This is a genomic window from Clostridium septicum (assembly GCF_003606265.1).
Classification (GTDB): domain Bacteria; phylum Bacillota; class Clostridia; order Clostridiales; family Clostridiaceae; genus Clostridium; species Clostridium septicum.
Genome location: NZ_CP023671.1, coordinates 647,969 through 661,647, shown reverse-complemented (window position 1 = coordinate 661,647; position 13,679 = coordinate 647,969). Strand labels below are relative to the sequence as shown.

The window sequence follows — 13,679 nt, the reverse complement described above, 5'->3', positions numbered from 1 at the left end:
TTTTTTATTATATAGAATAAGATACCTTTTAAAATCAGTACAGAGATACTGAAAAGGGGAGAAATTAAATTTCTCCTTACTAAAAATAAGGAGGCATGTTTGTATGGCACAATATGTTGAGACAAAAGAAAATTATCAATCACAAGTAGTTAAAAGAGGTTTACGTAAAGGAATTTTAGGATTACAACATTTGATAGCAATGTTTGGAGCTACAGTACTTGTTCCGATGATTACAGGATTAGATATTTCAGTAGCACTATTTTCTGCAGGAGTTGGAACTCTTATATTTCATTTTTGCACAAAAAGAAAAGTTCCAGTATTTTTAGGATCATCCTTTGCATTTATACCTGTTATAGGTGCAGTTACAAATCAATATGGAGATCTAAGATATGCACAAGGTGGAATATTTGTAGCTGGACTTGTATATGTTGCAGTATCATTCTTGATAAAAAAGATAGGTGTTTCTAAAATAAAGAAAGTATTGCCGGCACAAGTAGTGGGACCAATGATAATTGTAATAGGATTAAATCTTATTCCAACTGCATTAGATATGGCTGGAGTAAATTCAGTAATAGCAGGAGTAGAAGGATCAGGAAAGTCTTTAACTATAGCGATGGTTACTTTAGCCTTAGCACTCTTAATTAAAAAGTTTGCAAAAGGTTTTTTATCTCAAATATCTATAATTATAGCAGTAGCTATTGGATATACATTAAGCTTAATATTAGGAGTAGTTGATGTAAATACTATTAAAGAGGCTAGTTTAGTAGCAGTACCAAATTTTACTCTTCCAAAGTTTAATTTTGGAGCAATAATGATAGTAGTACCAGTTGTATTAGCTGTGTTTATGGAACATATAGGGGATATAACAACTAATGGGCAAGTTGTCGGAGAAAATTTCATAGAAGATCCAGGGTTAAATAGAACATTATTGGGAGATGGACTTGCAACTATAGCAGCATCTTTATTAGGAGGACCTGCAAATACTACGTATGGAGAAAATACTGGTGTTCTTGCAATAACTAAAAATTATGATCCGGCAATATTAAGATTAACAGCAATTTTTGCAATAATATTAAGCTTTGTTGATAAGTTTGGAGCAACAATAAAAACCATTCCATCATCAGTTATGGGAGGTATAAGTATAATGTTATTTTCTATGATAGCACTAGTAGGTGTTCAAACAATAAAGAATGAAAAAGTAGAGTTTAACTCAAAGAATATAGTTGTTATGGGTGTGATAATGTTTATAGGTTTATCTGGAATATTCTTAAAAAATCCTATAGCAATAGAAATAACTGAATCAGTAAGTATTTCTGGATTGAGTCTGGCAGCACTAGTAGGAGTTATATTAAATGCAATATTAACTAAAATTTATAATAAATCACTTCAATAAGTTATAAAAATATAAAAGTCCCTATTAAAGAAAGAGGATTTTGTAGCAGTTACATTTAAGTTAGGTTATAAAAATATAAAAGTCCCTATTAAAGGGGCTTTTTATTTATATCTAAAATAATTTGAAAACGTAATACAATTAAATGAAAAATATGGTAAAATATTAGTGGGTAAATAAAAGTCTAATAAGGGCAGTGGTGACATTTATGGGTATGAGACAAAGGGTTTTAATTATGTTTATTACAGTAATATTATTTATCGAAAGTGTAATTATATTAAGAAAAGATGTTAATATAATATGGTTAATTATAATAATATTAGGATATTTTCTAATGATTAAGGAGATTTATTTAGAAAATAGTTATGAAAAATTATATATGATGTCGGAGTATGATGTTGTAACAGGTGTACCTAATAGAAGATATTTTATAAATGAAATGGATAAAATTATAAAAAAATCTCAAAAAAATAAAGATAAAATTGCAGTTGTTTTTATAGATTTAGATAATTTTAAATGTATTAATGATACATATGGTCATTATCTTGGAGATAAAGTATTAGTTGGATTTTGTAATGTTTTAAGTGAATTTTTCTACGATAAATCATTAATTTCTAGATTTGGAGGAGATGAGTTTGTAGTAGCTAAATATGGAATAAAAGATCTAAAGGAAATAAAAGATATACTAGATAGATTGTATAAAACTTTATATAATCCAATAATAATAGAGGATAGAGAAATTTATTGTGCTATGAGTATAGGTGTTAGCATCTATCCAACAGATGGTGAAGATACAGAAACATTATTAACAAAAGCTGATATGACTATGTATAAAGCAAAATCAGATGGTAAAAATAAATATAAAATTTATGATAGGTCTGTATTAGATAGTTTAAATAAAGATAATAAATTAGAAATGGCTTTAAAAAGTGCTATAAATAATAATGAAATTTATTTAGTTTATCAATCAAAAGTAAACTCAATTACAGAAGAGCTTGAAGGATATGAGTGTTTAGTTAGATGGAATAGTAAAGAGTTAGGAAATGTATCATCAACAAAATTTATACCTATAGCAGAAAGTACAGGGCTTATTCTTATATTAGGCAAGTATATAATTGATTGTGCTTTTCAAAATTGCAAGGAGTTAATATTAAAAACTAATAAAAATTTTAAAATATCAATAAACCTTTCTTATATACAAATAAGAGATGAGAAGTTAGTAGATTATATAAAAAGTAAATTAAAGGAATATAATTTAGATAGTCATTATATAGAATTTGAAATTGCAGAAAGTGCTATAATGAAATCTTTTAGTAAAAATATAAAAGTATTAAATGAATTAAAAGCATTAGGAGTATCAATTGCTTTAGATGATTTTGGTTCAGGATATTCGTCTTTAGAATATTTAAGATTATTACCAATAGATGTTTTAAAAATAGATAATAGAATTATAAAGCAAATAAATAAGGATGAAAATATAAATAATATGATAGAAAGTATAGTAGAATTATCTAATACTCTTAACTTAAGAGTAGTTGCAGAAGGAGTTGAAACTAGAATACAACAGGAATATTTAAGAAATATAGGTTGCGATATAATACAAGATTCTTATTATAATACACCAAATAGGTTAGATATGGTAAGTCAAATGATAATAATAAAGCAAGAAAAAGAGCTGATTTAAAAATTTTATTAAATCAGCTTTTTTTTTATCACAAAAAAGGGCCGTAAATCATATTATGTAACTATATTGTTATTAGGAGGGTACTATGAAGATAATGATAGATGACGAGTTTTCTACTAATGAGAATGGCGAAGTGCAATTTAATAATAATTCTAAAGTGAAAAATCAAGGGAATCCAAATGGTGGTGTATCAATTAATGGAAATGAAAATTATAATGTATTCCTAGAAGTACGGGAGGAAGGAGAATGTGATTCTGCACCAGAAAATAATAATTATGCTAACTCAAATAATATTCACCAGGATTATGGTAATGGTATAAATGAAAGTTATTCTAATAATACAGGAGATTATTGCTGTAATAGAAATGCAGCAAATGGACATAATTTTACTAATACTGATAATGCTGGGCAAGAGTATTTTAACAAATTAAATAATTTAGATAGAAATTTAGATAATAATTTAAATAATAGTTGTGCCGAAGAGCTTAACCAAGAGAAAGGACACATTATAGTCTGTGTTAAGTTAGGTAGCAAAGATGGTGTAGAGTTAAAGAGCGCCAAAGTTAATTTGTACATGCTAAACGGTGTATCACCTAGATTATGTGAATCTAAATTAACGGATTCAGAAGGTAAAGTTATATTTGATAATTTAGATGATGGATGTTATAGGGTTATATCAATTGTTGATAGAAGATATTTTGAAAAACCATGTTATATAAACTGGAATGAAGTAATAATTGATTCTAATGTAAAAGAGGCAACAGTATGTGTAGTTAATAGAATAAAGGCATGCTGTTATAGAAAGTAAGATAAAGTAAGACCATAAGATTTAATCTTATGGCCTTATTTTACTTTATATTATCATATGGTAGAATAGGTATATATTTTTTATTGGAGGATTATTAATAATGAATGAATTTAATTTAAGAGTTCAAAAGATACATAAAGATGCGATATTACCTAAATACGCTCATGAAGGAGATGCAGGATTAGATTTATATTCAGTAGAAGAAGTTATTATTGAAAGAAATGAATCAGCTTTAATAAAAACTGGTATAAAAATAGAGCTTCCAAAACAAACTGAAGCTCAAGTAAGACCTAGGAGTGGATTAGCACTTAAGCATGGGATAACTGTTTTAAATACTCCAGGAACAATAGATGAGGGATATAGAGGAGAAATAGGAATTATATTAATTAATCATGGTAAAGAAAAATTTGTAGTAGAAAAAGGAATGAAGGTTGCACAAATGGTAGTTAAACCAGTATGGAAAGTAGAAGTGACAGAAGTTAATGAGTTATCTGATACAGAAAGATCAGTAGGTGGTTTTGGTTCATCAGGAATACGATAATATTAGAATAAAATATTACTTGGTTTTAACCAAGTAATAGAGACAGTAGATAGTTTTGTGTAAAAACAAAACTATCTACTGTTTTTTTTTGTATTAACAGTTGGAAGTTTTGGAATAATATACTATATAAATTAGGAGGAATTATTATGACAAGAAAAATTGATACCAACTTTGATTACAACGAGGAAATTAAAAGATGTAAAACAATCGATGATGTGATGGGTAAAAACGGATTAATACAAAGATTAGTTAAAGATGTTCTTGAAAATATATTAGAAGGTGAAATGGAAGAACATCTAGGAAGAAATAAATATGAACGTGTAGAAGCAGTTGATCAAACTAAGAAGAACTACAGGAATGGTTATAGTCGCAAAAATTTAAGAAGTTCCTTCGGTGACGTCGACCTAGACGTACCCCGTGATAGAAATGCTGAATTTGAGCCACAAATTATAAAAAAATATGAAACTGTGTGTACTGAGTTAGATAAAAAGATTATATCTTTATATGCTAAAGGTATGTCAACATCTGATATTCAGGCTGAAATTGAAGACTTATATGGAATAACTATATCACCATCGATGGTATCTAAAATAACTGATAAAGTGCTTGCTAGCGCCGCCGAATGGCAAAATAGAGCATTAGATAAAATATATCCAATAGTTTATTTAGATGCTATGTACTTTAAAGTTAGAAGTAATGGAAAGATAGTTAACAAGGCTGTCTATATATGCTTAGGATACACTATGGAAGGATATAAAGATATTTTAGGTATATGGGTTGATGAAGCTGAAGGTGCTAAATTCTGGTTAGGAATTTGCAATGATTTAAAAAATAGAGGTGTAAAAGAAATTTTAATTGCTTGTATGGATGGATTAAAAGGGCTTCCACAAGCTATAAAAACAGTATTTCCATCAGTAAATATTCAAACATGTATTGTTCATCAAATAAGAAATTCAATAAAATACATAGCTTCAAAAGATAAAAAAGCATTTATGAAAGATTTGAAGGAGGTTTATAAGGCTACAACAGAGGAACTTGCGTTAGCACAGCTAGATAATTTAAAGGAGAGATGGGGAGATAAATATGGAATAGTAATAGATTCCTGGTATAATAATTGGAGTAACCTTTCAACATTTTTCGACTTCTCTCCAACTATAAGAAAGATGATTTATACTACAAATATCTTAGAAGGTTTTAATCGTCAAATACGTAAATTCACTAAAGTTAGAGTCATATTCCCAACTGATGAATCTTTAAATAAGTGTGTTTACTTAGCAACGATGGAGATACTAGAAAAATGGACTCAGCCTATACATAATTGGGGTGCTACGTTAGCAGAGCTATCAATAATATTTGAAGATCAATTAAAAGATGAATTAGCTTAAAAGCTTGTACTTTTTATAAATTATATGCATACTATTAGATTTTTTTGAAATACTAAAAAAGGTAATAAGAAACATTATTAGTATTTCTTAAATATAAAAAAATATTACTGGAAATGAAAATTTCCAGTAATATTAAAATAATAAAAATGATAATTACACAGAATTATCTATTCTCTCGTAATAGAGAGTGTAAAATAGTCTGTGTAAACTTCAGAAAATGATATAATAAATTATCAATTATGGAGGGAACACAGACTATGTCATTTTCAAAGAAAGAATTAATAAAAATATTAGCAAAGGATCCAAATATTAAAACAGCTGAAGATATTCAAAATGTTTTAAAAGACTTATTTGGAGGAATGCTTCAGCAAATGCTGGAAGCCGAATTAGATAATCATCTTGGATATGAGAAACATGATTACCAAAATAAAAACACAACTAATAGCCGTAATGGCAAGAGCCGAAAAACTATGAAATCCAATCTTGGCTACTTCGACTTAGATGTTCCAAGAGATAGAGAAGGTTCTTTTGAGCCTGAAATAGTAAAAAAACATCAAACTGATGTTTCACATTTAGAAAGCTCAATAATTGGGATGTATGCTAAGGGAATGACTACAAGAGATATAGCATCACAAGTAAATGAAATATACGGAATGGACATATCACCAACATTAGTTTCTAATATAACAGATAAAGTAATTACAATGATTAGAGAATGGCAAAGCCGTCCGTTGGAAACAGTATATCCTATAGTATTTATGGATGCTATTCACTTTAAAGTGAGAAAAGATAACACCGTTGTTTCGAAAGCAGCCTACGCTGCGATTGGAGTAAATATTGAAGGAAAAAAAGATGTTCTTGGTATATGGATAGGAGCATCAGAGTCATCAAAATATTGGTTGCTTGTTCTGAATGAGTTAAAAAATAGAGGCGTAAAAGATATACTAATTGCTTCAGTTGATGGGTTAGTAGGGTTTAACGAAGCCATTAGAGCTGTTTATCCGAACACTGAAATTCAAAGATGTATTATTCATCAAATAAGAAATTCAAGTAAATACTTATCTTATAAGGATTTAAAAGCTTTCAATGCAGATTTAAAACTAGTTTACACCGCTTCTACTGAGGAGGTCGCATTAGCGGAATTAGATAGATTAGAAGAAAAATGGGGAGAAAAATACTTAATAGCAGTAAGGTCTTGGAGAAATAACTGGAATGAGTTATCAACATTCTTTAAATATCCACCAGAGATTAGAAAAATAATATATACAACTAATGCAATGGAAAGTTATAATCGTCAACTGAGAAAAGTTACTAAAACTAAATCTATATTTCCGAATGATGAATCATTAATGAAGATTTTATACCTTGCTACCGTTGATATAACAAAGAAATGGACCCAATCAATACGAGGATGGGCTCAAATTTTAGCTCAACTATCAATCTTCTTCGAAGGTCGTTTAGACGACCAGTTGTTCTAAAAAATATTTAGTCTAACTCTTATTAAAGTGCAGATTATTATGTAAAATTTATCAATTAAAGAAAAATAAAGGTTGGATGTTGTATTAACCTTTCCAACCTTTAAAATAAAACTAAATTTTCTAAAGTTTACACAAAAATATTGACAGACTCAAGTAATATTTTTTTGTTTTTAACATAAATTTTCCCAATCCTCATAAAGGCTAGCAATTATATCTTCAATATTTTTAATTTCTTTACTAACTCTTTCACTTTCAGTAGGATTAGAATAAATTTCTTCAAGGCAAAGTTGTTCCTGAAGTTTAAGTAGATCATTTTCTTTTTTTGCAATTTCTTCTTCAAGTTTTTTAATTTTTAGTTTTAAAGCTTTTTCTTCTTTTTCCTGTTCTTTTTTTTTCTTCTTTTCATCTTTAAGTTTGGTTTTTGTTTTTCCATTTGCTAATTCTTCTAATTCTTGATATCTAGTAGGATTAAGCTTTTTTTCTTGGAAATAGCTGTAGTTACCTAAGTATTCTTTGGCACCATCTTCTTTAAGCTCTAGTATTCTACCTATGACTTTATTTAAGAAATATCTATCATGGGATATTACTAAAAGAGTACCATCATAACTTATAAGAGCATCCTCTAAGGCTTCTCTAGACATAATATCTAAATGGTTAGTAGGTTCATCAAGAAGTAAAAGATTTGACTTTGAAATCATTAGTTTAAGTAAATTTATTCTACACTTTTCTCCACCACTTAATGTTTTAATTTCTTTAAAAACATCGTCACCAGTAAATAAGAATGATGCAAGAATACCTCTAAGTTTAGAAGTTGTAAGATTTGGAAACTCATCCCAAACTTCATCTATTATTGATTTATCAATATTTAAATCAGATTGTTCCTGATCATAGTAACCTACATTAACATTTGTTCCAAGTATTATATTTCCAGAATCACTATCTAGTTTATTTAATATCATTTTAAATAATGAAGTTTTTCCTCTACCATTTTCACCTATTAAGGCTGCTTTTTCTCCCCTTTTTAAATCAAAGGTAAGATCTTTAAAAAGAGTTTTTTCTCCATAGCTTTTTGAAAGATTTTCAATATGTAGTACATCATAACCACTTTTTACAGATGCCTCAAATTTTATTTTAGAAGCTTCTTTTTCTCTATCTGGAGCATCTATTTTTTCCATTCTATCAAGAGCTTTTTCTCTACTTTCAGCCGCTTTAATACTCTTTTCTCTATTAAAGCTTCTAAACTTTTCTATTATAGCTTCTTGTCTTTTAATTTCTGCTTGTTGAATATTATATGCTTTAAGGTCAGCTTCATATTTTTTCTTACGTAAATCTATAAATTTAGTATAAGGAACATTATAACAATTTATATGTCCATTTATTACTTCAAAAGTATTATTAGTTACAGAATCTAAAAAGAATCTATCATGGGAAATAACAAGTACAGTACCCTTATATGATTTTAAATAATCTTCAAGCCATTCTATTGCTTCTAAATCTAAATGGTTTGTAGGTTCATCTAAAAGAATAATATCTGGATTTCTTAAAAGAAGTTTACATAAAGATACTCTAGTTTTTTGACCACCACTTAAAGTGGAAACCTTTTTTTCAAAATCATCTTCTACAAAGCCAAGACCTTTTAATACACGAGATATTTCTCCTTTGTAAGTATATCCACCTTTATGATCATATAAATCTTGAAGAGTTGTATAATCCTTTATTAATTTATCATGGTAAGATGCGTTATTTGCATCATAAGGTTCATTTAGACTTTCTTCTATTTTCTTTAATCTAATTTCTATATTTTTAAGTTCTTTAAAAACAGAAACCAGTTCTTCATATATTGTATTTTCCAAATCTAAATCAACATGTTGAGTTAGATATCCAAGGGTTTTATTTTTATCAATAAAAACTTCACCAGCATCTTGAGTAAGTTCTTTAGAGATAATTTTAAACAATGTAGATTTACCTTCACCATTACCACCAATTATACCAACCTTATCTCCTTCGTTTATCGAAAAGGTTATATTTTTTAAAACATCTCTTATACCATAACTTACAGATATATCTTTACAGCTTAAAACTATCATTTTTATCCTCCAATTAAATTTATCTCTATTTAAATAAAACAATTACTATTAATTATACTATCAACCAACTATGTAATCAAATATAGAAAATATATATAGATTACATAAATATATATATTAATGCAAATACTCTAAAATTGATAAGAGATTTTAGGAGTGAAGGTTTGTGAAAAAGAAAAGATTATTAATGTATATAGCATTTTTTATATTAGTAGGAATTATATTAAGTTTAACAATTATAAAAAAGTCAGATGTAATAAAAGTAAAGGTATATTCGGTGAGAAAGGGAAATATAGCTAGATATATAAATACAACAGGAATTGTTCAATCAAAAAGTAAACAGGAATATTATGCAGGACAATTTAAGATTGTTAGTTTAGATGTTAATGTAGGGGATAAAGTAGAAAAAGGACAACAACTAGCAAAATTAGAAGTTGGAAATATAATTTCAGATAATACTGGAACAGTAACTGAAATAAATGCATCAGAAGGAGGATATACTAATCCCTCATATCCATTAATTGTTGTTCAAGATATAAATAATTTAAAATTAAGGATATTGTTAAATCAATATGATAGTAAATATGTTAATTTAAATCAACTAGCAATAGTTAAAAGTAATAACGAAAATATTGAAGGAAAGGTATCTTTTATAAGTCCTGTGGCTAAGAATATATCGGGTTCCATAGATGGAGAGCCCTATTTAGATGCTGATATAGAAGGCTTAAATAGTGTTAATAATCTTAAAATAGGATTTAAAAATGAAGTTGATATACTAGTAGGAGAAAAGAATGATGTTGTTGTAGTTCCCACAGAATCAATAAAGATAGAAAAGGGAAATAAGAATTATGTATTTGTTTGTACTAACAATGTTATTGAAAAAAGGGAGGTTAAAGTAGGTCTTGAAGGAGAGATGGATATGGAAATATTAGAAGGGATAGAAGTAGGAGAAGAGGTAGTTTTAAATCCTTCAGGAGAATTAAATAATGGAGATAGGGTTAAAAGGGGGAAATAATTCTGATAGAACTAAATAATATAAGTAAAATATATAATACAGGAAAGATACAATATGAGGCTTTAAAAAATATTTCTCTAAATATAGAAAAAGGAGAATTTACAGCTATAATGGGACCATCTGGCTCAGGAAAAAGTACTCTTATGAATATTTTAGGATGTTTAGATAGATATAATAGCGGTAAGTATAAGCTAAATAATAGACTTATAAATGACTTAACTGATGATGAGTTAGCAAAAATAAGGAATATAGAAATAGGATTTGTATTTCAAAATTTTAATCTTTTACCCAGGCTTAATATTCTAGAAAATGTAGAATTACCTATGATTTATGCAGGAGTATCAGTTAAGGAAAGAAATAAAAGAGCTATTAGTGCTTTAGAGAAAGTTGGACTATTACCATGGATTAAACATAGACCAAATGAAATTTCAGGTGGACAAAGACAAAGAGTAGCTATTGCAAGAGCTATTGTTAATAATCCTTCAGTAATAATGGCAGATGAACCTACTGGAAATTTAGATTCAAAAGTTAGCTTAGAAGTTATGAAGATATTTCAAAACTTAAATAAGGAAGGAACTACTATAATCATGGTAACGCATGAAGAGGAAATTGCTAGGTATACAAAACGGGTAGTATATGTAAAAGATGGAGAAATATTTAAGGATGAAAATATTATTTGTAAAGATATTTAAAAGTAAGAGGAGATTTTATGAGGGAAAACTTTAAAATGGCTATTGAAAGCATAAAATCAAATAAGCTTAGAAGTTTTTTAACTATGCTTGGAATAATAATAGGTGTTAGTTCGGTAATTACAATTATTTCTTTGGGGAAGGGTGGAAAGGAAGTTGTAACAGGAAAATTAGAAAAAATAGGATCATCAACAGTACAGATAAAAGTTGATAATTCACGAGCTAAGAAGAAAGATTATATTAAGTTAGAAGATATAAATGAGATAAAAGAAAAAGGTGAATTTGTAAAAGCTATTACTCCAACTGTTATGAGAGTTGGAATATGTAAAGTTGATAATAAAGAAAAGAGTATATATGTAAATGGAGTAACTTCAGATTATAAATATATAGAGAATGCAGAAATAATACAAGGAAGATATTTTACAGAAAAAGAATGTGTAGAAGGAAAAGCAGTAGTTGTTATTGATGAATTTACTGCAAAAAGTTTATTTGGATGCAAAGAGGTAGTAGGAGAAAATATTTTAATTGGAACTTCTAATAACCTAAAAAAGCTAATAATAATTGGTGTAACTAAATCACCAGGATATATGGATGCAGCTCCAGTAGAGCATATACCAGCTATAGCAACAGTTCCTAAAAATAGTTTAGATAATATATTTGGAAAGTCTGAAATAGAGTCAATTTTTTTACTTGCAAAATCTAAAGAAGATATAGAAGCTGCATCTAATGAGGCAATAAATATAATATCAGCAAGGCATAATAATAGGGAAAAGGAGCTATATATTGGAGAAAAAATAATAAAACAAGTTGAAGAAATAAATAAGGTTATAGATATTTTTAGTTCTTTTATTAGCGCAGTTGCAGGAATATCTTTATTAGTTGGAGGTATTGGGGTTATGAATATTATGTTAGTATCAGTTACAGAAAGAACTAAAGAAATAGGAATAAGAAAGGCAGTTGGAGCTACAACTAAAAGTATATTACTACAATTTTTAACAGAGGCAATGATAGTATCATTAATAGGAGGAATTATAGGATTAATTGTTGGAATAACAAGTGCCTTTTTAGTGGGAAGTATAATGGGAGTAATACCAAAGGTTACATTTTTACATATATTTTTAGTAATTATTTTTTCATCGGCAGTTGGAATATTTTTTGGAATTTATCCAGCTAAAAAAGCAGCACAATTAGATCCAATTGATGCTTTAAGAGAGGAATAAAAAATAAGAAGTAGCAAATAAAGTATATTTACCACTTCTTAATTTTTTATTAAACTCCATCTTGAGCAATAATATATCCAAGTTGAGGAGTATTGTTAAATAACCCAATTATATAAATTGTGTAAAATTTACCATTATCTAATTTTAAATCCTTTATAAATTTAAAAAGTCCTTCTGAACTACCAAAAGATACTTTATAGTTATAGATTCCAGGTGAAAGAGGGTAATATCCAGTAGTTTCAATATATTCTACACTATTAAATAGAGAAATATCATTAGGTAGTGATAAAGTTAATAAAGGAGAATTAGAAGATAAATTAATAAATCTTAGAAAAGAATTATTAATTTGTCCAGGGGTATTAGCATCATTTAATACGAATAAATCTATATTATTATTAAGTGTAATGGCCGAAATAGTTGAAGCAGAATTTGGAAGTAAATCTATATTTTTAGTTAATAGTGGGGTATCATATGTTCCAGCTACGTAGAGCTGGACTTCATAATTACCAGGAGCTACAGTAGTATAACAACTTAGGTCACTAAATGATAAATCTTTGGCAATAAGCTCACCATTAGCATAAATATCAACTGCCGGAGCAGAAGGTATTGCATGTATTAATCTTATCTTACATTGTAAGTCAGGTAAATTATCTCTAAATAAAATCATTAAATCACTACTCCTTTTTAGAATATTCAAGTGATAGCTTAATTACCTTTTTCACTATTAAAGAAGAAATAGGATAAGGCATTCTATAAGCTTTAAAGGTTCCTAATATCCCACTATGATTATCTTCTATTTCTTTGAAAATTTTATCTATATTGGAGCAATTAGAAGATCTTAAATCTGAAGAGTCATCCATACTAAAATCAAAATCTTTAAGTATATTCATATGAGTTAAGTCTTCATTAAATTTAGAGTTAAGATTTTCACTAAGTGTAGATGGTATATCAACAACTCTATTTGCTTTACAACTTCCAGTTTTGTTATAAGAATATAACTCATCAGAAGGAACTTCAGATGGATATAATAAATTAATAGCACCTTCATTATTATTTGGATTAGTAGTATTATTTTGCGGTAAAGTTGGTATAATACTAGGGTTTAATGAAGGTTCCAATGTATTTTGTGGAATATTTGTGGTATTAGGCGACATAACTGGAATTTGTGGAATGTTTACTATACCAGAGTTAATACTATTATTATCAATAGGGGAACCAAAACCAAATAAAAAATTGTTAGTAATATTTCTATCTGGATCCACATCGAAATTTATAAAAGGTATCCATTTAGAATCCTTACAAGAAAATGGTTCCCTAATATTTAATGGGACGAATTTTAAGTCATCATCAACTTCAATAATATTATTATTGTTATAATTCAT

General features: G+C 27.8%; 12 protein-coding genes. 9 read left to right on the top strand and 3 right to left on the bottom strand.

Annotated features, from left to right (window positions below):
- The first annotated feature begins 103 nt into the window (after positions 1–103).
- From CP523_RS02970 to CP523_RS02945, 6 genes are all read left to right on the top strand, one after another.
- Positions 104–1,393 carry a uracil-xanthine permease family protein gene (locus CP523_RS02970; protein ID WP_066679183.1) on the top strand — a complete coding sequence of 430 codons (1,290 nt, stop codon included), beginning with the start codon at positions 104–106 and terminating at the stop codon, positions 1,391–1,393.
- A gap of 232 nt (positions 1,394–1,625) precedes the next feature.
- The gene (locus CP523_RS02965) at positions 1,626–3,074 is read left to right on the top strand and encodes a putative bifunctional diguanylate cyclase/phosphodiesterase (RefSeq protein ID WP_162925931.1); all 1,449 of its coding nucleotides are present in this window, start codon (positions 1,626–1,628) and stop codon (positions 3,072–3,074) included.
- Between the two features lie 85 nt (positions 3,075–3,159).
- Complete coding sequence (locus CP523_RS02960) at positions 3,160–3,882, top strand: hypothetical protein (RefSeq protein WP_083089655.1); 723 nt, start codon at positions 3,160–3,162, stop codon at positions 3,880–3,882.
- Positions 3,883–3,982: 100 nt separating this feature from the next.
- The gene (gene dut / locus CP523_RS02955) at positions 3,983–4,423 is read left to right on the top strand and encodes a dUTP diphosphatase (RefSeq protein ID WP_066679179.1); all 441 of its coding nucleotides are present in this window, start codon (positions 3,983–3,985) and stop codon (positions 4,421–4,423) included.
- Between the two features lie 146 nt (positions 4,424–4,569).
- Positions 4,570–5,808: an IS256 family transposase gene (locus CP523_RS02950; RefSeq protein WP_120140384.1), complete on the top strand. Its 1,239-nt coding sequence runs from the start codon at positions 4,570–4,572 to the stop codon at positions 5,806–5,808.
- A gap of 257 nt (positions 5,809–6,065) precedes the next feature.
- A complete protein-coding gene (locus tag CP523_RS02945; RefSeq protein ID WP_120140472.1) occupies positions 6,066–7,286 on the top strand; it encodes an IS256 family transposase in 1,221 nt (406 codons plus the stop codon).
- Between the two features lie 170 nt (positions 7,287–7,456).
- Here CP523_RS02945 and abc-f read toward each other — a convergent pair whose 3' ends face one another.
- Entirely contained in the window at positions 7,457–9,373 is a 1,917-nt protein-coding gene (gene abc-f, locus CP523_RS02940; RefSeq protein WP_120140471.1) for a ribosomal protection-like ABC-F family protein, read from the bottom strand.
- A 166-nt stretch (positions 9,374–9,539) separates the two neighbouring features.
- On the opposite strand from abc-f, the gene CP523_RS02935 reads away from it, so the two are divergent.
- The 3 genes from CP523_RS02935 to CP523_RS02925 are packed head-to-tail and all read left to right on the top strand — an operon-like array spanning position 9,540 to position 12,297.
- Entirely contained in the window at positions 9,540–10,388 is an 849-nt protein-coding gene (locus CP523_RS02935; RefSeq protein ID WP_066677023.1) for an efflux RND transporter periplasmic adaptor subunit, read from the top strand.
- Between the two features lie 2 nt (positions 10,389–10,390).
- Positions 10,391–11,080, top strand: a complete 690-nt coding sequence (locus tag CP523_RS02930; RefSeq protein WP_066677021.1) for an ABC transporter ATP-binding protein — start codon at positions 10,391–10,393, stop codon at positions 11,078–11,080.
- Between the two features lie 17 nt (positions 11,081–11,097).
- On the top strand, positions 11,098–12,297 hold the full coding sequence (locus CP523_RS02925; protein WP_066677020.1) for an ABC transporter permease: 1,200 nt from the start codon (positions 11,098–11,100) through the stop codon (positions 12,295–12,297).
- Positions 12,298–12,346: 49 nt separating this feature from the next.
- On the opposite strand, the gene CP523_RS02920 is transcribed toward CP523_RS02925, so the two are convergent.
- Positions 12,347–12,964 (bottom strand): DUF4397 domain-containing protein, encoded by a 618-nt coding sequence (locus tag CP523_RS02920; protein ID WP_066677019.1) that lies wholly within the window; start codon positions 12,962–12,964, stop codon positions 12,347–12,349.
- A gap of 7 nt (positions 12,965–12,971) precedes the next feature.
- Entirely contained in the window at positions 12,972–13,679 is a 708-nt protein-coding gene (locus tag CP523_RS02915; RefSeq protein WP_066677016.1) for a hypothetical protein, read from the bottom strand.

Coding starts and splice junctions, on each gene's coding strand:
- CP523_RS02970 (WP_066679183.1), top strand. CDS start 104: ATGGCACAATATGTTGAGACAAAAGAAAATTATCAATCACAAGTAGTT.
- CP523_RS02965 (WP_162925931.1), top strand. CDS start 1,626: ATGTTTATTACAGTAATATTATTTATCGAAAGTGTAATTATATTAAGA.
- CP523_RS02960 (WP_083089655.1), top strand. CDS start 3,160: ATGAAGATAATGATAGATGACGAGTTTTCTACTAATGAGAATGGCGAA.
- dut (WP_066679179.1), top strand. CDS start 3,983: ATGAATGAATTTAATTTAAGAGTTCAAAAGATACATAAAGATGCGATA.
- CP523_RS02950 (WP_120140384.1), top strand. CDS start 4,570: ATGACAAGAAAAATTGATACCAACTTTGATTACAACGAGGAAATTAAA.
- CP523_RS02945 (WP_120140472.1), top strand. CDS start 6,066: ATGTCATTTTCAAAGAAAGAATTAATAAAAATATTAGCAAAGGATCCA.
- abc-f (WP_120140471.1), bottom strand. CDS start 9,373: ATGATAGTTTTAAGCTGTAAAGATATATCTGTAAGTTATGGTATAAGA.
- CP523_RS02925 (WP_066677020.1), top strand. CDS start 11,098: ATGAGGGAAAACTTTAAAATGGCTATTGAAAGCATAAAATCAAATAAG.
- CP523_RS02920 (WP_066677019.1), bottom strand. CDS start 12,964: ATGATTTTATTTAGAGATAATTTACCTGACTTACAATGTAAGATAAGA.
- CP523_RS02915 (WP_066677016.1), bottom strand. CDS start 13,679: ATGAATTATAACAATAATAATATTATTGAAGTTGATGATGACTTAAAA.